General features: G+C 70.7%; 22 protein-coding genes. 10 read left to right on the forward strand and 12 right to left on the reverse strand.

The window, feature by feature from the left end:
• The first annotated feature begins 2 nt into the window (after nucleotides 1-2).
• Genes DMB42_RS34610 through DMB42_RS34620 form a run of 3 tightly spaced genes read left to right on the forward strand, consistent with a single transcriptional unit; the run spans nucleotide 3 to nucleotide 4991 of the window.
• A complete protein-coding gene (locus DMB42_RS34610) occupies nucleotides 3-1412 on the forward strand; it encodes a family 2B encapsulin nanocompartment shell protein (RefSeq protein ID WP_125641534.1) in 1410 nt (469 codons plus the stop codon).
• A 43-nt stretch (nucleotides 1413-1455) separates the two neighbouring features.
• Complete coding sequence (locus tag DMB42_RS34615; protein WP_260478141.1) at nucleotides 1456-2826, forward strand: family 2B encapsulin nanocompartment shell protein; 1371 nt, start codon at nucleotides 1456-1458, stop codon at nucleotides 2824-2826.
• A complete protein-coding gene (locus DMB42_RS34620) occupies nucleotides 2826-4991 on the forward strand; it encodes a terpene synthase family protein (protein ID WP_125641537.1) in 2166 nt (721 codons plus the stop codon). The genes DMB42_RS34615 and DMB42_RS34620 overlap by 1 nt, the downstream gene beginning before the upstream one ends.
• Here DMB42_RS34620 and DMB42_RS34625 read toward each other — a convergent pair.
• Both DMB42_RS34625 and DMB42_RS34630 read right to left on the reverse strand, forming a co-directional pair.
• The gene (locus tag DMB42_RS34625) at nucleotides 4988-5335 is read right to left on the reverse strand and encodes an STAS domain-containing protein (protein WP_185845005.1); all 348 of its coding nucleotides are present in this window, start codon (nucleotides 5333-5335) and stop codon (nucleotides 4988-4990) included. The genes DMB42_RS34620 and DMB42_RS34625 overlap by 4 nt on opposite strands.
• Nucleotides 5336-5754: 419 nt before the next feature.
• On the reverse strand, nucleotides 5755-6021 hold the full coding sequence (locus DMB42_RS34630; protein ID WP_125641542.1) for a hypothetical protein: 267 nt from the start codon (nucleotides 6019-6021) through the stop codon (nucleotides 5755-5757).
• Nucleotides 6022-6471: 450 nt separating this feature from the next.
• On the opposite strand from DMB42_RS34630, the gene DMB42_RS53560 reads away from it, so the two are divergent.
• Entirely contained in the window at nucleotides 6472-6927 is a 456-nt protein-coding gene (locus DMB42_RS53560; RefSeq protein WP_185845006.1) for a C40 family peptidase, read from the forward strand.
• A 214-nt stretch (nucleotides 6928-7141) separates the two neighbouring features.
• On the opposite strand, the gene DMB42_RS34640 is transcribed toward DMB42_RS53560, so the two are convergent.
• Entirely contained in the window at nucleotides 7142-7408 is a 267-nt protein-coding gene (locus DMB42_RS34640) for a hypothetical protein (RefSeq protein ID WP_125641548.1), read from the reverse strand.
• Between the two features lie 341 nt (nucleotides 7409-7749).
• Here DMB42_RS34640 and DMB42_RS53565 point away from each other — a divergent pair, with 341 nt between their 5' ends.
• Both DMB42_RS53565 and DMB42_RS34645 read left to right on the forward strand, forming a co-directional pair.
• Nucleotides 7750-7908 carry a hypothetical protein gene (locus DMB42_RS53565; protein WP_185845007.1) on the forward strand — a complete coding sequence of 53 codons (159 nt, stop codon included), beginning with the start codon at nucleotides 7750-7752 and terminating at the stop codon, nucleotides 7906-7908.
• Complete coding sequence (locus tag DMB42_RS34645; RefSeq protein WP_125641551.1) at nucleotides 7902-8129, forward strand: hypothetical protein; 228 nt, start codon at nucleotides 7902-7904, stop codon at nucleotides 8127-8129. The genes DMB42_RS53565 and DMB42_RS34645 overlap by 7 nt, the downstream gene beginning before the upstream one ends.
• A gap of 145 nt (nucleotides 8130-8274) precedes the next feature.
• Here DMB42_RS34645 and DMB42_RS34650 read toward each other — a convergent pair whose 3' ends face one another.
• Nucleotides 8275-8751, reverse strand: coding sequence for a MarR family winged helix-turn-helix transcriptional regulator (locus tag DMB42_RS34650; protein ID WP_125641554.1), 477 nt, complete (start codon nucleotides 8749-8751; stop codon nucleotides 8275-8277).
• Entirely contained in the window at nucleotides 8748-9365 is a 618-nt protein-coding gene (locus DMB42_RS34655) for a DJ-1/PfpI family protein (protein WP_125641557.1), read from the reverse strand. The genes DMB42_RS34650 and DMB42_RS34655 overlap by 4 nt, the downstream gene beginning before the upstream one ends.
• Before the next feature lie 61 nt (nucleotides 9366-9426).
• Here DMB42_RS34655 and DMB42_RS34660 point away from each other — a divergent pair, with 61 nt between their 5' ends.
• Nucleotides 9427-10773 carry a methylation-associated defense system protein kinase MAD6 gene (locus DMB42_RS34660; RefSeq protein ID WP_125641560.1) on the forward strand — a complete coding sequence of 449 codons (1347 nt, stop codon included), beginning with the start codon at nucleotides 9427-9429 and terminating at the stop codon, nucleotides 10771-10773.
• A 6-nt stretch (nucleotides 10774-10779) separates the two neighbouring features.
• On the opposite strand, the gene DMB42_RS34665 is transcribed toward DMB42_RS34660, so the two are convergent.
• Nucleotides 10780-13464 carry a BTAD domain-containing putative transcriptional regulator gene (locus DMB42_RS34665; RefSeq protein WP_125641562.1) on the reverse strand — a complete coding sequence of 895 codons (2685 nt, stop codon included), beginning with the start codon at nucleotides 13462-13464 and terminating at the stop codon, nucleotides 10780-10782.
• A gap of 115 nt (nucleotides 13465-13579) precedes the next feature.
• On the opposite strand from DMB42_RS34665, the gene DMB42_RS34670 reads away from it, so the two are divergent.
• Nucleotides 13580-14488, forward strand: coding sequence for a M23 family metallopeptidase (locus tag DMB42_RS34670; RefSeq protein WP_125641567.1), 909 nt, complete (start codon nucleotides 13580-13582; stop codon nucleotides 14486-14488).
• 15 nt (nucleotides 14489-14503) lie between these two features.
• Here DMB42_RS34670 and DMB42_RS34675 read toward each other — a convergent pair whose 3' ends face one another.
• Nucleotides 14504-15307 (reverse strand): FKBP-type peptidyl-prolyl cis-trans isomerase, encoded by an 804-nt coding sequence (locus DMB42_RS34675; protein ID WP_185845008.1) that lies wholly within the window; start codon nucleotides 15305-15307, stop codon nucleotides 14504-14506.
• 108 nt (nucleotides 15308-15415) lie between these two features.
• Here DMB42_RS34675 and DMB42_RS34680 point away from each other — a divergent pair, with 108 nt between their 5' ends.
• On the forward strand, nucleotides 15416-16462 hold the full coding sequence (locus DMB42_RS34680) for a DUF2293 domain-containing protein (RefSeq protein ID WP_125641573.1): 1047 nt from the start codon (nucleotides 15416-15418) through the stop codon (nucleotides 16460-16462).
• A 16-nt stretch (nucleotides 16463-16478) separates the two neighbouring features.
• Here DMB42_RS34680 and DMB42_RS34685 read toward each other — a convergent pair whose 3' ends face one another.
• A complete protein-coding gene (locus DMB42_RS34685; protein WP_312024780.1) occupies nucleotides 16479-17144 on the reverse strand; it encodes an inositol oxygenase family protein in 666 nt (221 codons plus the stop codon).
• Between DMB42_RS34685 and DMB42_RS34690 the strand changes: the two genes are divergently transcribed.
• Nucleotides 17079-17453, forward strand: coding sequence for an MmcQ/YjbR family DNA-binding protein (locus DMB42_RS34690; protein ID WP_125641580.1), 375 nt, complete (start codon nucleotides 17079-17081; stop codon nucleotides 17451-17453). The genes DMB42_RS34685 and DMB42_RS34690 overlap by 66 nt on opposite strands.
• Here the strand turns inward: DMB42_RS34690 and DMB42_RS34695 are convergent.
• The 4 genes from DMB42_RS34695 to DMB42_RS34710 all read right to left on the reverse strand — a co-directional run bounded on the left by DMB42_RS34695 (nucleotide 17433) and on the right by DMB42_RS34710 (nucleotide 21789).
• Nucleotides 17433-18041, reverse strand: a complete 609-nt coding sequence (locus DMB42_RS34695) for a LysE family translocator (RefSeq protein ID WP_125641583.1) — start codon at nucleotides 18039-18041, stop codon at nucleotides 17433-17435. The two genes, DMB42_RS34690 and DMB42_RS34695, sit on opposite strands and share 21 nt — an antisense overlap.
• A 122-nt stretch (nucleotides 18042-18163) precedes the next feature.
• A complete protein-coding gene (locus DMB42_RS34700; protein WP_125641586.1) occupies nucleotides 18164-19363 on the reverse strand; it encodes a serine hydrolase in 1200 nt (399 codons plus the stop codon).
• A gap of 122 nt (nucleotides 19364-19485) precedes the next feature.
• Complete coding sequence (kynU, locus tag DMB42_RS34705; RefSeq protein WP_125641589.1) at nucleotides 19486-20682, reverse strand: kynureninase; 1197 nt, start codon at nucleotides 20680-20682, stop codon at nucleotides 19486-19488.
• 12 nt (nucleotides 20683-20694) lie between these two features.
• The gene (locus DMB42_RS34710) at nucleotides 20695-21789 is read right to left on the reverse strand and encodes an ABC transporter substrate-binding protein (protein WP_125641592.1); all 1095 of its coding nucleotides are present in this window, start codon (nucleotides 21787-21789) and stop codon (nucleotides 20695-20697) included.
• Nucleotides 21790-21798 lie beyond the last annotated feature (9 nt).

Here is a 21798-nt window from a genome sequence, read left to right on the forward strand (position 1 = left end):
CCATGACAGAAACGACCGACTCCAGCGTGCCCACGAACGGCAACGGGCAGCTCAGCCTCAGTACAGAGGCCGCCAAACAGCTCGCGACCACGACCAAGACGCCGCCGCAGATGCAGGAGATCACCTCTCGGTGGCTGCTGCGGCTGCTGCCTTGGGTGCAGTGCTCCGGTGGCGTGTTCCGGGTCAACAGGCGCCTGACGTACACGCTCGGCGACGGGCGTATCACGTTCTCCACGACGGGCTCCGACGTACGGGTGATCCCGGCCGAGCTGACCGAGCTGCCCATGCTGCGCGGGTTCGACGACATGGAGGTGCTGGAGGCGCTGGCCGACCGTTTCCAGCAGCGCGAGATCGAGCCGGGTGAGGCCATCGTCAGGGAGGACGAACCGGCCGACCAGCTCGTACTGATCGCCCATGGCCGGGTCGGCAAGGTCGGCCAGGGCGCCTACGGCGACGAGCAGAACCTGGGTGTCCTGGCCGACGGCGACCACCTCGGCGAGCAGGCGCTGGTCGGCGGCGGCACGTACGAGTTCACCGCCACCGCGAAGACGCACACCACCGTGCTCACCCTGTCCAGGCAGACCTTCGAGCAGCTCGCCGAGCAGTCGCCCGCCCTGCGCGAGCACCTCCAGAACTGGCGTGCCTCCGGCGACCACGCCCAGAACGCCTACGGCGAGGCCGCGATCGACATGTCCTCCGGCCACTCCGGCGAGGTGGCGCTGCCCGGCACGTTCGTCGACTACGAGCAGTCCCCCCGCGAGTACGAGCTGAGCGTCGCCCAGACGGTCCTGCGCGTGCACAGCCGGGTCTCCGACCTGTACAACCAGCCGATGAGCCAGCTCGACCAGCAGCTCCGCCTCACGATCGAGGCCCTGCGCGAGCGCCAGGAGCACGAGCTGGTCAACAACAGGGAGTTCGGCCTGCTGCACAACGCCGACTTCAGCCAGCGCATCCGCACCCGTTCCGGTCCTCCGACGCCCGACGACCTCGACGACCTGCTGGCCGTCGTGTGGAAGGAGCCGTCCTTCTTCCTCGCGCACCCGCAGGCCATCGCCGCGTTCGGCAGGGAGTGCAGCAAGCGCGGCCTCTACCCGCAGGCCAGCGAGGTCAACGGACACCGCATCCCGGCCTGGCGGGGCGTGCCGATCTTCCCGTGCAGCAAGATCCCGGTCACGGGCAAGCGCACCACGTCGTTCCTGCTCATGCGTACGGGCCAGGAGAACCAGGGTGTCGTCGGCCTGCACCAGACGGGCATCCCCGACGAGTACCAGCCCAGCCTCTCGGTGCGCTTCATGAACATCAACGAGAAGGCGATCATCTCGTACCTGGTGAGCGCCTACTACTCGGCCGCCGTCCTGGTGCCCGACGCGCTCGGCGTCCTGGAGGACGTCGAGCTCGGCAGGAACGGCTAACAGCCGAATCGTCCGTCCGGTCCAAGAATTGGTGGTGTTTGAGTTGACGGAGTCGGATCAGCGGCTGAGCCTGGATACCGCCGCGGCGCGGAAGCTCGCCACGACGACCAAGACGCCTCCGCAGATGCGGGAGATCTCCTCCCGCTGGCTGCTGCGGATGCTCCCATGGGTGGACACCGCCGGCACCTACCGGGTGAACCGGCGGCTCACCTACATGGTCGGCGGCGGCAAGGTGGGCTTCTCGCGTACCGGCGCCCGGGTGCGGGTGGCGCCGCCGAGCCTGACCGAGCTGCCGCCGCTCCACGGGCTCGACGACGACCGCCTGCTCGACGCCCTGGCGGGGCTGTTCGAGCAGCGGGAGTACGCCCCCGGCGACACGATCGCACGGGCCGGACGGCCGGCCGACGAGATCATCCTGATCGCGGACGGCCGGGTCACCAGGTTCCAGCACGGCTCGTACGGCGACCGCCTCGTGCTCGGCACCCTCGGCGAGGGCGACCACGCGGGCACCGAGCCGCCGGACGAGCGGGCCGTGTGGAGCCACACGCTGGAGGCCGGCACCAGGTGCACGGTGCTGGCCCTGCCATGGGAGGAGTTGCGCGCGCTGGCCGGCGATTCCCCCGCCCTGCTCGACGTGCTCGAACACCATCGCGCCCGGCGGGCCGCCCCGCAGACCAAGCACGGCGAGGCGGCCATCGGCATGGCGGCCGGCCACCGGGGCGAGCCCGCGCTGCCGGGCACGTTCGTGGACTACGACCCGGGTCCGCGTGAGTACGAGCTGAACGTGTCGCAGACCGTGCTGCGTGTGCACACCCGGGTCGCGGACCTGTTCAGCGACCCGATGGACCAGACCGAGCAGCAGCTCAGGCTCACCGTCGAGGCGGTGCGCGAGTCGCAGGAGCGCGAGCTGGTCAACAACCGCGACTTCGGCCTGCTGCACAACGTCGACCCGTCGCAGCGCATCCGTACACTGACCGGGCCGCCCACCCCCGACGACCTGGACGACCTGGTCAGCCGCAGGAAGAAGTCCCGGTTCTTCCTGGCCCACCCGCGGGCCATCGCGGCCTTCGGGCGGGAGTGCAGCGCGAGGGGCGTCTATCCCGACACCGCCGAGATCGAGGGTGTGCCGGTGCAGTCGTGGCGGGGGGTGCCCATCCTGCCGTGCGACAAGATCCCCATCAGCCGGGCGGGCACCACGTCCATCCTGTGCATGCGGACCGGCGAGAAGGACCAGGGCGTCGTCGGGCTGTTCCAGACCGGCGTCCCCGACGAGCGCGAGCCGGGGCTCAGCGTGAAGCTCACCGGCATCGATCGGAAGGCGGTCATGTCGTACCTGGTCAGTGCCTACTACTCGTGCGCGGTCCTGGTGCCCGACGCGCTCGGGGTGCTGGAGGACGTGGAGGTCTCGGGCTGATGGCCAAGCCGTTCGAGCTGCCCGACTTCTACCTGCCGTACCCGGCGCGGCTCAACCCGCACCTGGAGGAGGCCCGTACGCATGCCACGCTGTGGGCGCGCGACATGGGCATGCTGGAGGGCTCGGGCGTCTGGGAGGAGGCCGACCTCGACGGGCACGACTACCCGCTGATGTGCGCCTACACCCACCCCGACTGCGACGCCGCCGAGCTGTGCCTGATCACCGACTGGTACGTCTGGGTGTTCTTCTTCGACGACCACTTCCTTGAGGTCTTCAAGCGCTCCGGCGACATCGAGGGCGGCAAACGGCATCTCGACCGGCTCCCCCGGTTCATGCCGATGGGCGGTGACCTGTCCATGCCTGAGCCGGCCAACCCGGTCGAGGCGGGCCTGGCCGACCTGTGGCGGCGTACGGTGCCGGGCATGTCGGCCGACTGGCGGCGGCGGTTCGCCGAGAGCACCCGCCACCTGCTCAACGAGTCGATCTGGGAGTTGTCCAACATCAACGAGGGCCGGATCGCCAACCCGGTCGAGTACATCGAGATGCGCCGCAAGGTCGGCGGCGCTCCCTGGTCGGCGGGGCTGGTCGAGCACGCGGTACGGGCCGAGATCCCCGCGCGGCTGGCCGGCACCAGGCCCCTGCGGGTGCTGAAGGACAGCTTCTCCGACGCGGTGCACCTGCGTAACGACCTGTTCTCCTACGAGCGGGAGGTCCGGGACGAGGGCGAGCTGAGCAACGGCGTGCTGGTGCTGGAGACGTTCCTCGGGTGCTCGACGCAGGAGGCCGCCGACGCCGTCAACGACCTGCTCACCTCGCGCATGCAGCAGTTCGAGCACACCGCGCTGGCCGAGCTGGGCCCGCTCTTCGTCGAGCACGCCATCGACCCGGCGTCGGCGATGGGCGTGCTGGCCTACGTCAAGGGCTTGCAGGACTGGCAGTCCGGCGGGCACGAGTGGCACATGCGGTCGAGCCGCTACATGAACGAGGGCGCGGCGGCGGCCAAGCCGCTCGGCACGAAGTCCCTGATCGCCCTGACGGGGGCCAAGCGGCTGCGCAACTTCACCTCGGTCAGGCGGCAGCGGGTCGGGCCCTCGCGGATCCCCGAGCTGTACATGCCCTTCGAGCTGCGCCTCTCCTCCCATCTCGACGGGGCCCGGCGCAACGCGGTGGCCTGGAGCGCGGCCATGGGCCTGCTGGAGGCGCAGCCCGGCGTCGCCGGTTCGGCGGTGTGGGACGCGGACAAACTGGTCGACTACGACCTGCCGTTGTGCGCCGCGGGCCTGCATCCCGACGCCACCGCCGAGGAACTGGACCTGGCCTCGTACTGGTTGTGCTGGGGGACGTACGGGGACGACTACTTCCCGGCCGTCTTCGACCGGTCGGGCAACCTCGCGGCGGCCAAGGTCACGGTGTCCAGGCTCTCGGCGTTCATGCCGGTGGACGGCACGCCCGCGCCGCCGCCGGTGAGCGCGCTCGAACGCGGCCTGGCCGACCTGTGGACGCGTACGGCGGGGCCGATGCCGGCCGCGTCCCGCGCGCGGCTGCGTCGGGCGGTCGAGACGATGTGCGAGAGCTGGTTGTGGGAGCTGGGCGACAACGTGGTCGGACGGGTCCCCGATCCGGTGGACTACATAGAGATGCGCCGGCTCACCTTCGGCTCGGAGCTGACGATGAGCCTGTGCCGTCTGCGGCACGCGCGCACGCTGCCCGAGGCGCTGTCGGAGAGCGGCCCGATGCGGGCTCTGGAGAACGCGGTCATGGACTACGGGACGCTGATCAACGACATCTTCTCGTACCAGAAGGAGATCGAGTTCGAGGGCGAGGTGCACAACTGCGTCCTGGTGGTCCAGAACTTCTTCGACTGCGACTACCCGGCCGCGCTGGTCATCGTCAACGACCTGCTGACCTCGCGGATGAAGCAGTTTCAGCACATCGCCGAGCACGAGCTGCCGGTCCTGTGCGACGACCTCGGGCTCGACTGCGCGGCGAGGGGCGTGCTCGACGCGTACCTGGACGAGTTGCGCCACTGGCTGTCCGGCGTGCTCAACTGGCACCGGGCCTGCTCCCGCTACGACGAGCCCTCCCTGCTCCGGCACCACCGGCCGCCGGTCTTCCGCCTGGCCGGTCCCCGCGGGCTCGGCACGTCGGCGGCGACCGTCCTCTAGAGCGGCACGTCGTACGGGCGAGGGGTGTAGAACCAGCCCATCATGCGCAGCAGCCGCCGCAGGTGGGGCGTGAGGTTGTGCAGGCGGATCCACCGCTCGTCCGGGGGCAGCGCGGGCATGACCAGCACCCGCAGGCCGGACAGGTCGATGAAGGTCAGTCCTCCGGTGTCGACCCAGATGTAGGTGTTGCCCCCGCGTGAGTCCGACAGTGTGCTGGCGAGCGCGGGGCTGTTGGTGGCGTCGACCTCTCCGGTCAGGGCGACGGCCGGGGCTCCGGGCGCGACCCGCAGCGTGACGCTGAGCTGCCCGTCCTGATAGAGCAGCCGCTCTTCGAGATCGTTCACGACGTGCGCACCCCCCAACAGCTATGGACAGGGGGCTGCCTGCGGGATGACCGTCGGGGTTCCTCCCGGCCGTACTGGCCGTCCTGAGGAGGTCGCGGCTCCTTTCGCCGCACCGACGATTAACCCGAAACCAGGTTACACGCCGTATGTTTCGCTATGTAATATTCGCCGGAATTATGACCGAATTAGACGAAAAGATGAAGTGCGGCGGGCGGCCTCCGAGACGACCGAGGCCGGCCCAGCACGCAGGGCTGGGCCGGCCTGGACCGTCCTCGCAGCGGGCCCCGGCGTGCGCATCCTGTCACGGCCGAGCCGGCGGGCGTTCCCGGCCAGGTGCCGCCACGAGGGGTCGTGGCTGCCGGAACGCCTTCAGATCAGCGTGACGGGCGCGCGGACGGGCCGCCGCCGATCAGGAACTCTCAGTTGTTGTCCCCGTAGTGGCTCTGCGCGTCCAGGAGGTTGAGCTCGATGTCCTGCAGGTGCAGGGCGGTGATGATGTCGACGTACTTGACGGAGTCGTTCAGGACGTCGTTGGCGAGCGTCAGGTCGTCGAGGATGGACAGCTGGCTCAGGATGTTCTTGCCGCTGTTGTAGGCGTTGGGGCCGACGTCGGCGGAGGCGCTCGTGGCCGAGAACCCGATCAGCGCGCCGGCGATGGCTGCACCGGTGAGAATGCGACGCATCATTTTACTTCTCCTTCATCGGAATCGGCGCAGCGGTGCGCGTCATCATAATTACCCGCCTCCCGAGTGGCGAGATTTTCGCGAATAACAATGTCGTGGACCGCCGGGGCCCGCAAGGGGAATATGCTAAGGCAAAGTCAAGTGCCCGCACTTATTCCTTGGCCCGTGGTTCGGCGGAAAATCACCCCGACATGCCTCGAAATATTCGGACTTGTCGGGCTTGGCGCGGTGTTTTATCCCCATACTGCCGGAGCAAGTAATCGGGAGAACTCACCGAATAACGCCGTGCCGTATGGCGGCGCGGCCCCGGGTCACGGGAGCGCCGAATATGCCATGAACGGACGACTGCGACTACTGCCAATAGCATTGGCGCACACGATTGTGTGCGTTTTCCATTCGATTCCCGCGCACTCCGCGTCCGGATGTCCGCCGCAGGCGTGCCGCGCGGAGACCGTGGCCGTACGGTCGATGGCGGGCTCGATCGCGCTCCGGGCGGCGATAGAGATGATCGGCGTCCCGTACTCGTGGGGCGGCGGCGGGCCGGACGGTCCCGGGTTCGGGATCGGAAAAGGGGCCAAAACCTGGGGATTCGACTGTTCAGGTCTCGCCGAGTACGCGTGGGCGCGGGCCGGGGTGGCGATCGGGACCACGACGTACGAGCAGTGGCGGGCCGGGATACGGATACCGCGGGAGGAGATTCAGGCCGGGGACCTGGTGTTCTACGACAATGACGCCGGCAGTCCGGGCCCCGAGCACGTGGCGCTCGCGGTGGATGCCACGCAGATCGTGCACGCGCCCTTCTCGGGCGAATCCGTGCGGCTCGACTCGTTGGAGCGGCCGCATTTCCTGGGTGTCGTACGTCCCAGCGCGGGGCGTTCCGACGCTTTCGCCAAGTCCGCGTACGGGTGAGCCCCGCGGCCCGGGTCGTCCTGCAGTGATCGACCTGGACCGCGGGGCGTTCAGAGCTCGGTGCGCACCGAGCCCGTGCCGTGGCCTCGCGAACTGCCACGGCCCGTACGATCGGTCCACCTCAAGGCATCAGGAAGGCGACCTTGGCCGGGCGGCTCCACGGAATTGTCCGCGGGTCGCCGATCGTCTTCCTGCCTACGCCACGCGAGGAGGCTCAGTTGTTGTCGCCGTAGTCGTCCTGGTTGTTGAGGACGTTGGCCTCGATGTCGTTCAGGTGCAGCAGCGTGAGGATGTCGATGTACTTGACCGAGTCGTTGAGGACGTCGTTCAGCGCCGTCAGGTCGTCGAGGATGCTCAGCTGGCTCAGAATGCTCTGCCCGTTGTTGTACGGGTTGGGGCCGACGTCGGCGGACGCGGCGGTGGCGGAGAAGCCGAGAGCGGTGACCGCGATTGCTGCACCGGCCAGAATGCGACGGATCATGTTTGCTTTCCTCCATGGATCGGCGCTTAATTCGTGCGCCATGGTCGTTTGTGCAGGGCTGTGAGGTGCCGCCAATAACCATCGCGGCAGGCAGCGAAAACCGCAACTCAGAATGCCCTAACCAAGGTCAAGGGGACGCCTCGATTTCTTGGGACTCGGTTGTCGTGTCCATCGACGGCAGCAGGCATACATCCCTGGCCCGCTGCCCGGCGAACGGGATTCTTTTGGTCTTCAGGCGGGCAGGTTGGGGCGTTCGTGCCCTGCGGTTCAGGCAACGATCACCCGAAACTTGAGAAAGGACCTACGGCGAACGGCGTACCTGGAGTGCCATCCCGGGGCCGATGTCCGGGATGAACAATGCGGCGACGATGGTGGCCGAGTTCGGCGAATCCGGAGATCGGATGAGTGCGATGCGGCCGAGAATCCGCAAGAGCGCCGTGGTTATCCACGTCATCGTCTCGGTGGCGCTGCTGGGCGAGGTGTGGGGCTGGTCGTGCTGAATGTGGCGGCCGGTGTCACAAAGGATCAGGCGCCGGCCCACGGGGCCTATGGCCATTGGGGGGTGTTTCGCTATTACTGGACGGCGGTCAAGCTGGTGTTGCTGGTGGCGGTCGCCTGTGTGGGCAGGTGGCGGTGCTGGGGCGCAGATCGTCATGCTGATTTGCGCGACGGGGTTGTCGGTGTTCAAGCCGCGCACAAAACTCCGCTGATCCCCGAATAGGTCGCGGAACGGAAATGCCCCCCATTTCTCAGCTCCCCCCATTCCCCACCCGAAGGACAGATGGCCCCTCCCCGGGAAGTCCGCCTCGGGGTTGAAGGACGGCCCGGGAGGCGGAGCGGCCCAGGGGGCGGGGCGTGCCTCGGGGTCAGGTGTTCGTCAGGGTGGTCAGCGTGCTGGTCAGGTGGGTCAGGGCTGCCAGGGTGGTGCGGGCGGTTTCGGGGCCGAGTTCTGCCACCAGGCGGTCGGCGAAGGCGCGGTGGCCGGGGACGATCTTGCTGATCGCCTCGCGGCCCGCGTCCGTCGGCTGGAGCAGTTTGGCGCGACGGTGGGCCGGATTGGGGTGGTATTCGGCCAGCCCACGTTCCACCAGCAGGTCCGCGATGCGCTGGACCCCCTGACGGGTCATGCCCATCACCCGCGCGATCCCCGCCACCGGCAACGGCTCGCCCAGGACGGCGCCCAGCACCTGCCACCAGGCCGCCGTCATCCCGGCCGGCTTGGCCAGCTCCTCCGCCACGTGCAGGAACTGGCCGTTGAGCCGGAACGACGCCAGCGCCAGGCCGGACAGCAACTCGGCCGCGTCGCCGCCGTCCCCAGGGCTTCCGTCGCCGTCGGTGCTCATGCCGCCATCAGCACCTCGAACGCCGAGGCGTCGCTCTTGCCGAACAGGCGGTACCACGCGTCGAGCACCTCGGGCCGGTAGATGTCGAGGCGGCGGAAGATCTCCCTGGCGAAGGCGACGGGCTCGGTGGGGCCGGCGGTGACGAGGACGGCGTCGAGCACGGCGTCCCGGTCACGGTAGTGCTCGGCGCCGGCGTATCCCTGCTGCGCCTCCAGGTACGGGAGCACCGCGCTGGTGTGGTCGCGTACGTCGAGCAGGCCCTCGCGGGCGAGGCCGGCGGTGGCGCCGCAGATGGCGGCCACCGGGACGCCCGCCTCCAGGAACTCGCGCGCCTTGCGGGCGAACGGCGCCAGCTCGTCACCGGCGTCCCAGAGGTCGGCGCCCGGCAGGACGAGCAGCGAGCTGCCCTCGGGCGTGAGCCGGTCGAGCGCGAGGTCGGGCGTGACCCGCAGGCCGCCCATGCTGACGACGGGCTCGGCGGTCATGCCGACGTTGACGATCTCGAAAGCCCCCGGCTCGCGCTGGAAGCGCCCGCTGCGCAGGTGGGCGGTCGCGTGCCCGGTCTCCCAGTCGGCGTAGGTGTCGTAAACGGCGTGGTGAATGATTCCCTTCATGACAACATACTGTCATTTAGACAGCATGCTGTCAACAGAGAACCGTGGGAGGATAGGCGCCATGGCACAGATCGTCGGCGGAGGACGGCCGGTCAACGACGCCGAACGGCGCGTGATCTCCTACTTGCGCGACCACGCCCCCGCCGACTGGCTGCTGCTGCACAACGTCGAAGTCCCGCGCGGCGACGACGTGTTCGAGGTCGACCTGCTCGTGCTGACCGGCCACTCGCTCGCGGTCGTCGACGTCAAGGGCAGCCGCGGGCGCATCGAGGTGTCCGGCACCCGCTGGTACCCGCCGCGCAGGGAGGCGTTCGGCTCGCCGGTGACCAAGCTGCGGGGCACGGCCAAGGCGCTGAAGGGCCTGCTGGTGTCCAGGGCCACCCAGCTCGAACGTGTCTACGTCGACAGCCTGGTCGTGCTCACCTCGCCCGACGCCGAGCTGGTCGACCCGGCCGGCCGTGACGCGCCCAACGTCACCGACCTGCCCGGTCTGGTGGCCACGCTGGGCGACGTCTCGCGGGTCAGGCGGGGGTGCAGCCCCGACGTACGGCCGTATCTGACGGCGGTGCTCGACGCGCTCAACCACACCGTGCGCCGCAGCACCGCGCCGCCCAGGTTCGGCAACTGGGAGGTCGAGGAGCAGCTCGGCGGCGACGCCAAGGTCACCGAGTACCGCGCGTTCAACGCCACGCTGCCGGGCAGCGAGACCGTGCTGCTGCGGGTCTACCAGGCCGATCCGCTGGCCGACCACGAGGCGCGGGCGGCCGAACGCCAGCGCATCGCCAACGCCTACCAGTCGCTGGCCCGCATCCCGCCCCACCCGTGCGTCGTGCGTTCGCGGGACTTCTTCGCCATCGACGACGAGAGCCGGTTCGTGCTGGTGCTCGACGACGTCCATGGCGAGGCGCTGCACCTGTCGCTGGGCAAGGGCGCCAGGCTGGGCGTGATCCAGGACCTGCTGCGCGGGCTCGCGCACGCGCACGCCAACGGCGTCGTCCACCGGGCGCTCACGCCCGGGTGCGTGCTGGTCACCGACGACGGGCACGCGGTGCTGACCGGGTTCGACTACGCCAAGCCGGGGCCGCGCAACTACACGGTCGCCCACGAGCTGGGCAACGTGCTCGACGCCCATTACGTGGCGCCCGAGTGCCAGGAGCGTCCCGACCGGATGACCACCGCGTCCGACGTCTACGCCGCGGGGGCCATCGCCTACCAGTTGCTCACCGGGGAGCTCCCGACCAGCTCCGACGTCCACGGTCCCGACGTGCCCGACGTGGTGCGCCGGATGCTCGACCACTCCCCCGCCAAGCGGCCGAGCGCCGCCGAGGCACTCGACGCGCTCCAGGGCGTGCCGTTGCAGCAGTCGCGGTTGCGGCGGCTGGTCCGCCGCCTGGTGTCCGGTCCGTAGCGCCGGTCAGACCGGCAGGCTGCGGCGCAGGGCGCTGGCGTGCCTGAGGTAGTCGAGGGCCAGGCCGGTACGTCCGGCCGAGCGGTGCAGTTCGCCGAGCAGCTGGATGGTCGACGCCTCGCCGCTGCGGTCGCCGAGCTCCTGGAAGATCTCCAGCGAGCGTTCGAGGCCGGTGGAGGCGCGGGTCAGGTCGCCGCGCGCCGCCTGGAGCCCCGCGATGCCCTGCAGCGCGTACGCCCCGCAGTGGCGGTCGCCCAGCGACTCGAAGATCTCCAGGGCGTGCCGGTGGAACGACATCGCCTGGTGCAGGTTGCCCATCTGGAGGCACACGCAGCCTTCCCGGTGGGCGTCCCCGAGCTCCTGGGCCAGCCGCATGGCCTCCGCGAGCGACTCCGACGCCTGGACCAGGTCGCCCGACTTCAGGCACACGCGGCCGATGGCCTGACGGGCGAAGGCCTCGCCGTGCCTGTCCCCCGCGGCCACGAACATGGCCAGCGCCTGGCGAATGTAGCCGAGCGACTGGGCGTGCCGGCCGCGGAACTGGCTGACGGCCCCGAGTCCGCAGACGGAGGTCGCCTCAGCCCTGATGTCTCCCATTTCGTGAAATATCTGGCGGGAACGGGTGAAGCCCTGGGCGGACTCCTCGTACCGGTCCTGGTACAGGCTGACCTGGGCCAGGCCCCTGAGCATGGCGGCCTCGACGTACCGGTCGCCCGCGGCCCGGGCGGCGGCCAGGGCCGCGGTGTGCGTACGACGCCAGGTGCCGAGATGGCAGTGCAGGTCCAGGTAGGGCACCATGGCGGCGGCCAGCCCCCAGGCCGACTCGGCCAGGCCCAGCTCGGCGGCCAGGTCCACCGCCCCGGACAACGCCTCGTGCTCGGACTCGAACCAGGTGATCGGGTCGCAGGTGAGCCGGTCGAGCGTACGGGCGGGCAACCGCCACCTGTCCGCCCGTGCCGCGGTGAGGCTGAAGACGGTGGTGGGCAGGCGGGCCATGGTGCCCTCGGCGGTCGCCGTCCAGCCGGCCAGCACGCGGGCCAGCGCGGCGCGGTCGGGGCCGCGTTCGCGCGCGTGCCTGCCGATGAGGTCGGGCACGCGGTAGCGCGGCTGGCCCACGTCGTCGGTGCCGACCGGGTCCAGCAGGTGCACGTCCACGAGCAGGTCGGTGATGTCGTGGGCGCCGTACCGGCCGAGTGCGGCGTCCACCACCCAGCCCGGCTGGGCCCCGGCGGCCGGTCCGAGGGCGCCGAGCGTGCTCAGCGTACGGGCGGCCTCCGCCGGCAACCGGCGGTACCCGGCGTCGAGGCAGGCCCGTACCTCCTTCAGCTCGGCCAGCCAGTCCTCCGCCAGCCGTTCGCGCAGCACCGACAGCGACCAGCCGGGCCGTCCCGCCAGCCGCGCGCCGGCGCTCCTGACGGCCAGCGGCAGGCCACCGCAGAGCGCCACGACGGCCAGGGCGTCGGCCGGTTCGCGGGCCACCCGCTCGGCTCCTGCGATGCCGCCGAGCAGCGTCAGCGCTTCCTCTTGTGACAGCTCGCCGAGTTGCACGCGCAGCGCGCCGGGCAACTCGGTGATCCGCCGTCTGCTGGTCACGATCACGGCGCTGTCGTTGCCGGGGAGCAGCGGGCGTACCTGGGCGGCGTCGCGGGCGTCGTCCAGGAGGACCAGCATCGGCCGCTCGGCCAGCAGCGACCGGAACAGCGCCGACCGCTCGCCGAGCGTCGGCGGCGCGTCGGTCACGCCGAGCCCGCGTAACGCCTCGGCCAGCAGCTCGGCCGGCGGCCTGCCGCCGCCCAGCTCCAGGTGGAGCTGCCCGGCGGGGAAGGCCGCGCGCAGGGTGTGGGCGGCGTGCACGGCCAGCGCCGACTTCCCGGCGCCGGGCGGCCCGGAGATCACCGCGACCGAGAACGTCTCCCCCAGCGCCGCCATGGCCGCCGTCCGGCCGATGAAGTCCGGCAGGTCGGGCGGCAGTTGCCGGGGCACGACGAGCGCCGCCCGGCCCTCGTCGGCCAGGATCAGCTCGTACGCGCCCCGCAGCTCCGCCCCCGGCTCGACGCCGAGCTCGTCCACGAGCTGGTCGCGTACCGCCGCGTACGTGCGCAGCGCCTCGGCCTTGCGGCCCCCGCGATGCAGGGCGAGCAGCAGCCCGCCCCACAGGTCCTCCCGGTAGGGATGCTCGGCGAGCAGGCCGCGCAGCTCGTCGGCCGCGCCGTCGTGGTCGCCGTCCTCGATGCGCCGTTCGATCAGCGCCTCGGCGGCCCGCAGCCGCAGCCGGTGGAGGTGTTCGATGCGGCGGTCCCAGACCGGGCTGCCGGGCAGGTCGGACAGGGGTGCGCCGCGCCAGAGCGCGAGCGCGCCGGCGTGGTCGCCGCGGCCCGCCAGCTCCTCGAACAGGCGCAGGTCGAGCGCGCCGTCCGCGACGTCGATCGTGTAGCCGGCCCCCGCCGCGGTGAGCCCGACCGGCCCGAGCTGGGACCTCAGCGAGCTGACGTAGGTGCGTACGTTGGCCAGGGCCGAACGCGGCGGGCGGCCCGGCCAGAGCACTTCGGCGAGCCGGTCGGCGCCGACCGTCTGCCCGGCTTCCAGCAGCAACGTGGCCAGCAGCATGCGGGGCTTGCCGCCGGAGATCCGTAGGGGCTTGCCGCCGGAGCGAATCTCCAGCGGCCCGAGGACGTGAAAGGTGACCGTCATGACAGCATCAGCCCCTCTACGGGAGATCTGACAGCTCTTTGTATCGGTTCTGGATGATTCTTGTGCGGCCAATGCGGACTCTGGTGTCACAGGTCCCACTGGAAAGGATCACCCCATGAAGCTCAGCCGATCAATGGTCGCGAGCCTCGCGTTGTTACTCGGCCTCGGTACGACCACCCCCGCCTTCGCCGACCCCGAACCGGAGTCCGCGCAGGCCCAGATCCTCGCGACCAACTTCCAGATGCCGTTCCCCTGCGGCCAGACGTGGACCGGCAACTCCAGTGCCAGCAGCGCCCACCAGTCGTGGGAGATCGACTTCAACAGGGGCAGCACGGCCGACGCCGACCTCGGCGACCCGGTAGTGGCCGCGGCCTCGGGCACGGTGGCGATCTCCGCGCACCAGGGCTCGACCAACGGCTACGGCAACCTCGTCAAGATCGACCACGGCGGCGGCTGGTCCTCCTACTACGCCCACCTGAACACCAGGCTGGTCAGCGCCGGCCAGTCCGTCTCCCAGGGCCAGCAGATCGGCACGGTCGGCAACACCAGCAAGCCGGGCAACAACATCAGCCCGCACCTGCACTACGAGGTGCGCCTGGGCACCAGCTACCCGTCCAACATCCAGAAGGCCGTGTTCAACGGCGTCACCTTCGGCTACCCGGCCCAGACGCTGAACTCGAAGAACTGCGGCGGCTCGACGAACCCGTACACGCCGCAGGAGGCGTGCGGCTCCGGCTACGACGTGATCGACTCGGCCGGGCTCGGCGCCGACGGGACCGTCTACCTGCTCTACAACAACTCCAACGGCAACAACTGCGTGGTCACGATGAAGGCGAAGTCGCTCGGCACGGCGACCGCGACGACCGCCTACCTGGAGGTACAAGGCAGCGCCAGGAAGACGGACTCGGGCAACTACGGCTACTACGCGGGTCCGGTCTACGCCGCCGCCGCGAACACGTGCGTCAAGTGGGGCGGCAAGGCCGGCGCCTCGGCGTACGACAGCCCGTTCGAGCACTGCGGCTGAAGCGGCTGAGGCGGCTCAGGCGGGCGTGATCGTGTCGAGGACGTCGATCACGTACAGCATGGGCCTGTCCCCCTGGGATCCGACGGCCAGCCGGATGCCGACCCGCTGGCCGACCAGCGCCTCCAGCCAGGCGGGCGGCACCGAGCCCGGCTTGAGCGTGAAGGCGCTGGGACCGCCGCGCCGGTAGGAGGAGTCCACCACCGCGCGGGACGGCCAGGACGCGGCCACGTACTGGATCACCACCTTGGAACCCGCCGTGACCTCCCGCCCCGAACCGTCGATGAGGGTCCGGGGCGCGGAGTCCGGCCGCAGGTCGGACGGGACGGCGGGCAGGGTGCGCCCGACGAGCCGGGCGTCGGGCGGGTAGCCGCCCAGGATGTCGAAGACCACGACGAGCGTGTCGGCCGGCGAGACGCCGGCCAGCGGCACGTTCGGGTTCAGGGCCTCGGCCGCCGGGCTGACCAGCATGACCCGGCTGCCGGCCGGGCGGCCGATGAGCGAGGCGCGCCAGGTCTCGGAGACCTGCCTGCCGTCGAAGACGACAGATGTGGGCTGGTTGCCGTCGTAGGTGCTGAGATACGGCTTGTTCCCTGTCCATCGCCGGATGTCCACGTCGGCGAGCACGACGTCCCCCGGGAGCGTACGCCGTCCGCTGCCCTCGGAGAGCACCGTGATCCGCGGCGTGCGCCCCGGCTTCCCCCGAGGTATGGCGACGACGGGTTTGCTGCCGAACGTGCCCGTCACGACGGGCTGGGAGCCGTCTTCCGCCACACCACACGAGGTGGCCAGCATGAGTACGGCAGGCCAGAGCAGGCGCACGATTTCCCCCAAGATGCCAGATCCGAAGGGGTTACTTGCCGCAATAGCCAAAAGGAAAGCTGCGGGTCTCGCCATCTCACGACAAAGGGACGCGGGAGACTGGACCGCGTGAGCAAGCCCAACCTGGCCCGCCGGGTCGCAGAAACAGCCGAGATCGCGTTGACCAACCGCCACTACGTGACGTTCATCGACGTCGTGACGGGTTTGCGCTGGTTGCACTCCCGCCATGTGGACACCTGGCGGCAGGGCCGGGCCGGCACGCTGGCCGAGCTGGCCGCGGTCGATGAGGAACGGTTGCTCACGACGGCCGTCCTGCTGCGCGACTGGGCCCTCGCCAAGGGCCTGCGGCCGGTGGACACGCCGTACGTGGCGAGCACGCGCGACCGGCGCGACCTGCGCTTCACCTCGGGGAACGGGCAGGACGCGTTCCGCGTCCACTGGCTGTCACCGGACCTGAGCGAGGCCCGGGTGCGACAGCTCACCGAGCGGCACAGCAAGGCGCCCGACCTGGTGGCCGTGGCCTCGCAGGAGCCGTGGACGTGCGCGTCCTGCGGCGACACCGGGCCGTACCTGATCATGGAGGACGATCGTCCCCACTGCCTGACCTGCGCCGACATGGACCACCTGGTGTTCCTGCCGTCGGGGAACGCGGCGCTCAGCCGCCGGGCCAAGCAGGAGAGCGGGTTGTCGGCGGTGGTCGTGCGGTACAACCGGCGGCGCAAGGTCTACCAGCGCCAGGGCATCCTGGTCGAGGAGGGCGCGCTGGCCGCGGCCGAGGAGCGCTGCCTGGCCGACGAGGAGGTGCGCGTACGCCGCCGCGAGCGCGACGCGGTGCGCAGGGCCGAGCAGGACGTCGGCTTCCAGGCGGCGATGGCGGCCGAGATCGCCCGGCTGTTCCCGAGTTGCCCGGCCGAGCGGGCGCGCGAGATCGCCGAGCACGCCGGCCAGCGCGGCAGCGGCCGGGTGGGCAGGACGGCGGCGGCCAGGGCCCTCGACGAGAACGCGATCACGCTGGCGGTGATCGCCTCGGTACGGCACCTCGACACCGACTACGACCGCCTGCTCATGTCCGGCGTCCCCCGGATGGAGGCCCGCGACCGGATCAGGGACACCATCGAGACCAAACTCACGGAGTTCCGGCGGCCGCTCCTATGACGCGACACCGGGCCTCTCACAACCCGGCGACCGCTTCGATGAGCGGGCGCCAGGTGGTCAGTTCGGCGAGGGGTGGGCGGGTGAGGCCCACCACCTTGCCCAGGTCGTCGGCCCTGCGCAGGGCGACGGCGGCCGGGCCGTACGGCGCGGTGGCGAAGGCGGCCGCCTCCGCGGCGGACATCGGGCCGCCCTGCAACGCCAGCGTCCGAGCCGACTCCGGTGACAGGCCGCGGTCCGGCTCCGCGGCGGCCAGGTAACGCTTGGCGGGCACGTGCAGCTCGACCAGCGCGGCCACCCGGTCGCCGAGCAGCCCCCGCACCGCGGCCGCGCCCGTGGCTCCGTGCCCGGCCCCGTCGCCAGGGGCCAGCAGGTGCCCGAGGTCGTGCACCAGCCCCGCCACCTGCAACTCGCGATCATCGGGAAACCGGTCACGCAGCACGGCGGCCACCTGGAGCCCGTGGTCGAGCAGGGGCACCGGGTCGCCGGTCCGGTCCGGGGTGTCCCAGGTGTCCTCGCAGCGTGCCAGCAGGTCCATCAGCTCGTCGACCGTCATGCGCCAAGCCTCGGACGCGGACGCCCGTGCCGCCAGACAGGACTTTTCGATACCGTCCATCGCATGGACGACTGGCACACCGTACGGGAAGAGCTGCGGTCCTTCGCGCTGAGCCTGCCCGAGACCCATGAGGACCACCCGTGGGGCGAGACGGTCATCAAGGTCAACAAGAAGGTCTTCGTGTTCCTCGGCATGGACGAGCAGACGGAGAAGTGGGACCCGACGTTCGGCGTGAAGCTGCTGTCGGAGGCGCACGGCCACGCGCTGACCGTCGAGGGCGCGGCCCCCAGCGGTTACGGCCTGGGCAGGGCGGGCTGGGTGACCGTGCCGTTCCTGTCGCCGCTGCCCGAGACCGAGGTGCTGCTCGACTGGGTGGAGGAGAGCTACCGGACCATCGCCCCGAAGCGGGCGGTCAAGCTACTGGACGGCCAGCCGTAGCGCGAAGGCGACCAGCAGCACCCCGGTCACCCGCTCGACCCTGGCCCGGATCCGCGGCCTGCGCAGCAGCGCGCTGACCCGGTCGATGATCACGTTGTAGAGGCTGAACCAGAGCGCGTAGAGCACGGCGATGATCCCCGACAGCAGCAGCGCCCTGCCCAGGGTGTCACCGTGGCCGGGCAGGAACTGCGGCAACCAGGTCACGAAGAGCAGCAGCACCTTGGGGTTGAGCAGGTTCGACAGCAGCCCCCTGCGTACGTGCACGAGCGGCGAGCCGGTCGGGAGCGCGGGGGCCTCCACGATCCTGGCCCGGTTCCGGCTGGACAGCAGCGCGTGCACCCCGAGCCAGAGCAGGTAGCAGATGCCGAGGCCGCGGACCACGGTGAAGGCGGTGGGCGAGGCGACCAGCAGCGCCGACAGGCCGATCGCGGCGGCGCCGGCGTGCACGGACAGGCCCAGCAGGCCGCCGAGCATGGTCAGCAGGCCGGCCACGCGGCCGTGGGCGAGGGAGTTGCGCATGATCAGAGCGGCGTCGGGGCCGGGAATCATGATCATGATGAGGGTCGTGACCGCGAAGGTCAGCAGCATGGCGGGGGTCTCCCGGAGCCGAAGGCGCGCTCCCGCCCGACCCCGCTGTGTGTGCGTAGGTCGCACGGTCACGCGGGCGAACATCGTCAGTGCCTTTTGGGCACTGACCATGCTACCTGGACCTATTTGGCGAAAGCCGCCAGGGCCACCCCGAGGCCGCGCTCGTTCTGGCCCTGGGCCTTGGCGTCGGTGGAGTTGATCGAGTAGACCACGACGCGGCTCAGGTCGCGGGTGGCGCCGATGCCGGTGGAGCTGCCGTAGCGCGCGCCGGTCTTGCCGTACGCGACGATGCCGCCGGGCAGGACCAGCTCGGTCAGGCCCGAGGTGTAGTGGGCGGGCTCGCTGCCGCCGTACATGGTCACCTTCGGCACGGTGAACATCGGCTCAAGCTGCTCGGCGGGCACGATCTTGCCGTCGAACAGCGCCTTGGTGAACTTCTCCAGGTCGGCGGTGGTGGAGATGAGGTCGCCCGAGGCCCAGGTGGAGGTGACCTCCATCTCGGTGACGTCCACCACGTACGCGTCGCCGTACGCGAAGGAGTCGGGGAAGCCCTTCGGGACGACCTGGTAGCCCTGGTTGTGACGGCCGTGGATCTTGACGGACTTCCCGGGGAAGTAACTCTGGCGCATGCCCAGCGGGCGCAGGATGCGGGCGCCGACCTCGTCCTCGTACGACCTGCCGGTGACCTTCTCGATCAGCAGGCCCTCGACGAAGGTGTTGATGTTGAGGTAGTGCTGCTTGGTCCCGGGGGTGAACTCGATCGGATTGAGCACGGCTCGGCGGACGTACTCCTCGGGGGTGATCGTGGTGAAGCGGTCGGCGTAGACCCGTTCGAAGCCGCCCTCCGTCTTCGGTGCGGGCAGGCCGCTGGTGTGGTTGAGCACCTGGGCCAGCTTGACCGGCGGGTAGTCGGCGGGCAGCAGCTCCGGCAGGTAGTCCTGGACCGTACGGTCGAGGGAGATCTTGCCCTCTGCCACGAGCTGGAGCACGACCGCCGTGGTGAACACCTTCGTCACGCTGCCGGCCCGGAACCTGGCACCCTCCTTGGCCTTGTGCTTCCCGCGCAGGTCGGTCACGCCCGAGACGCCGTGCCAGGAGCCCGCCCGGCCGCTCACCCTGACCTCGGCGGCGGTGGCGTCGGGGGCGGGCAGCCCGGCGATGCTCTTCCGCAGCGCCCTCTCGTTGATCGGCGGCACCTGCACGGCGGCAGCGGCGGCGGACGCGGTGACGGCGCCGGGTGAGCTCGTCGCGGCGTACGCGGGGGCGCTGACGGTCAGGGCGGCCAGGGCCAGGGCGGCGGCGGTGAGGCGGGTGCGCTTCATGGGGATCTCTCCAGGTCACATCGGCTTTCGATGGGACAATCCTGGCGAGCGGACCCCCGGTGGCGGATCGCCGACGACGGCGATCTACGGGCTCGCTCTCAGGAGGGAGAGGACTCGCCCGATCAGGTGACCGCGAGCCGCCGCGCGTACCGTTCGTCCCGCCACAACTCCTTGTCGAGCACCTCCAGCAACGTGGCGGCGGCGTCGTAGACGTCGGCGTAGCCGATGTAGAGCGGCGCGAAGCCGAACCTGAGGACGTCCGGCGCGCGGAAGTCGCCGTGCACGCCCCGGTCGATGAGCGCCCGCATGACCGGGTAGCCGTCCGGGTGGTGGAAGGAGACCTGACTGCCGCGCGACTCCGGCTCCGCGGGCGAGACCAGCTTGAGCGCGTCGCCGACCAGATCGACGAAGAGCGAGGTCAGGGCGACGCTCTTGGCGCGTACCTGTGCCATCGGCACCCGGTCCCACACCTCCAGAGCCGCCTCCAGCGCCGCGAACGACACCACGTGCGGCGTGCTGACCGCGAACCGCCGGACGCCCTCGGCCGGACGGTAGCCGGTCTCGAAGGCGAACGGCTCGGCGTGGCCGTGCCAGCCGGACAACACGTTCTCGGCGGTGGCGTGGTGGCGCGGGTTGACGTAGAGGAAGGCGGGCGCGCCCGGTCCCGCGTTCAGGTACTTGTACGTGCACCCGACCGCGAAGTCGGCCTGCGACACGTCCACCTCCATAGCCCCCACGCTGTGGCACACGTCCCAGACCATGAGCGCCCCCGCCGCCTGGACCTGGGCGGTCACCGAGGGCACGTGCCGCCTGGCCCCCGTACGGTAGTCCACCTCGGACAGCAGCAGCACGGCCGCGTCGTCGAACCGGCCCTCGGCGTAGTCGCGCACCTCGTAGTCACCGAGCAGCCGGGCCAGGCCCTGGGCGATGTAGTGGTCGGTGGGGAAGTTGCGCGGGTCGGAGACGATCACCTTGCGGCCGGGCCGCAGGCGTACGGCGGCGGCCAGCGCCTGGTAGGCGGCGATCGTGGTGGTGTTGCCCACGACGACCTGGCCGGGGCCGGCCCCGATCAGCGGCGCGAGCCGGTCGCCCGCGGTGAGGGGCTGCTCGTACCAGCCGGCCTGGTTCCAGCCGCCGACGAGCTGCCTGCCCCATTCGTCCTCGACCGTCCGGCGTACGCGCTCCGCGGCGCGGCGGGGCAGCGCGCCCAGCGAGTTGCCCACGAGGTAGACGACCCCTTCGGGCAGGACGAACTCGTCCTTGAACGCCCGCAGCGGATCGTCGGCGTCGAGGGCGAGGCAGGCGTCGCGGTCCAGCACCGGGGTTGCTCCTTACGGGGGTGGGATGGTGGCAATTATCCGGTTTACACCATTCTGGTACTGGCGGACGTACCAGTTCTGTACCGGATTGTGTGCCGCGTCCAGCTTGAACGGCCCCCGGGGACCGTCCAGCTCGCCCACCCCGGCCAGCGCCCGCGTCAGGTCGCCACCCGCGGCCGCCGCCCGGTCGACGAGCCGCATCGCGTCCCAGCTCTGCAACGCCACCGCGGACGGGTTCCGCCCGGTACGCGCCCGCCACCGGGCCACGAACGCGACGTTGTCCGGGTTCTCCAGCGCGGGCGACCAGAGCCCGACGCTCACCATGCCCTCGGCGTCCCGGCCGACCGCCCGCAGGACGTCCTCGTCGGCCAGGTTCTGGCAGGCCAGCAGCTTGACCCTGGCGTCGCCGAACCGCTTGAACGCCTTGACGAACGCGATCGCCTCGCCGCCCGCGTAGAAGGCGTACAGAAGCCGCGCTCCGCGCGGAATCCGGGCCAGGTACGGCTCCAGGTCGGCCGGCCCGCCGAAGGGCGTCAGGATGCGCTTGAGCGGTCCGGCGCCGTACCCCTCGGCGAAGCCGTCCAGGGTCTCGACGCCGGCGGAGTAGCCGGAGGCCATGAGCACCACGTCCTGGCCGGCGTAGTGCTCGGCGGCGTACCGGCCGGCCGCGTAGCCGTGGGCGCGGTTGGTGTAGGACACGCGGAAGACGCCGGGTCCGCCGAGTTGGTCGGCGCCCGCGTTGGCGATCACCACCGGGGTGTTGCCCGCCGCCTCCTTGACCACCGAGACCGCGACCGGCGAGGCGATCAGGCCGGTGAGCACGTCGGCGCCGCCGTCGATCAGCTTCCTGGCCTGCTCGGCGCCGATCTCCGGGCTGCTCGCGTCGTCGGCCACGACCAGCCTGGCCGGCCGGCCGCCGAGCAGGCCGCTGTGGTCGTCCAGGTAGAGCCGCATGGCGGTCTCCATGTCGTCCCCGAGGGTGGCGTACACGCCGGTCTGCGAGATGATCGCGCCGACCCGTACGGGCTCGTCCTCGGCGGCGAGGGGCACCGAGCCGCCGCAGCCCGCGACCATCAGCGCGACCAGTCCCAGCACGGCGACGCGCATGGGAGCCCC

Origin of the sequence: Nonomuraea sp. WAC 01424 (assembly GCF_003947315.1) — a bacterium.
Lineage (GTDB): Bacteria > Actinomycetota > Actinomycetes > Streptosporangiales > Streptosporangiaceae > Nonomuraea > Nonomuraea spiralis.

Excerpts from the sequence above, each read along its gene's own strand:
- DMB42_RS34610 (WP_125641534.1), top strand. The coding sequence starts at position 3 with ATGACAGAAACGACCGACTCCAGCGTGCCCACGAACGGCAACGGGCAG.
- DMB42_RS34660 (WP_125641560.1), top strand. The coding sequence starts at position 9,427 with ATGGCACAGATCGTCGGCGGAGGACGGCCGGTCAACGACGCCGAACGG.
- DMB42_RS34690 (WP_125641580.1), top strand. The coding sequence starts at position 17,079 with ATGGACGACTGGCACACCGTACGGGAAGAGCTGCGGTCCTTCGCGCTG.
- DMB42_RS53565 (WP_185845007.1), top strand. The coding sequence starts at position 7,750 with ATGTCCGGGATGAACAATGCGGCGACGATGGTGGCCGAGTTCGGCGAA.
- DMB42_RS34640 (WP_125641548.1), bottom strand. The coding sequence starts at position 7,408 with ATGATCCGTCGCATTCTGGCCGGTGCAGCAATCGCGGTCACCGCTCTC.
- DMB42_RS34670 (WP_125641567.1), top strand. The coding sequence starts at position 13,580 with ATGAAGCTCAGCCGATCAATGGTCGCGAGCCTCGCGTTGTTACTCGGC.
- DMB42_RS34665 (WP_125641562.1), bottom strand. The coding sequence starts at position 13,464 with ATGACGGTCACCTTTCACGTCCTCGGGCCGCTGGAGATTCGCTCCGGC.
- DMB42_RS34655 (WP_125641557.1), bottom strand. The coding sequence starts at position 9,365 with ATGAAGGGAATCATTCACCACGCCGTTTACGACACCTACGCCGACTGG.
- DMB42_RS34650 (WP_125641554.1), bottom strand. The coding sequence starts at position 8,751 with ATGAGCACCGACGGCGACGGAAGCCCTGGGGACGGCGGCGACGCGGCC.
- DMB42_RS34620 (WP_125641537.1), top strand. The coding sequence starts at position 2,826 with ATGGCCAAGCCGTTCGAGCTGCCCGACTTCTACCTGCCGTACCCGGCG.
- DMB42_RS34710 (WP_125641592.1), bottom strand. The coding sequence starts at position 21,789 with ATGCGCGTCGCCGTGCTGGGACTGGTCGCGCTGATGGTCGCGGGCTGC.
- DMB42_RS34695 (WP_125641583.1), bottom strand. The coding sequence starts at position 18,041 with ATGCTGCTGACCTTCGCGGTCACGACCCTCATCATGATCATGATTCCC.
- DMB42_RS34685 (WP_312024780.1), bottom strand. The coding sequence starts at position 17,144 with ATGGGTCTCGGGCAGGCTCAGCGCGAAGGACCGCAGCTCTTCCCGTAC.
- DMB42_RS34700 (WP_125641586.1), bottom strand. The coding sequence starts at position 19,363 with ATGAAGCGCACCCGCCTCACCGCCGCCGCCCTGGCCCTGGCCGCCCTG.
- DMB42_RS34630 (WP_125641542.1), bottom strand. The coding sequence starts at position 6,021 with ATGATGCGTCGCATTCTCACCGGTGCAGCCATCGCCGGCGCGCTGATC.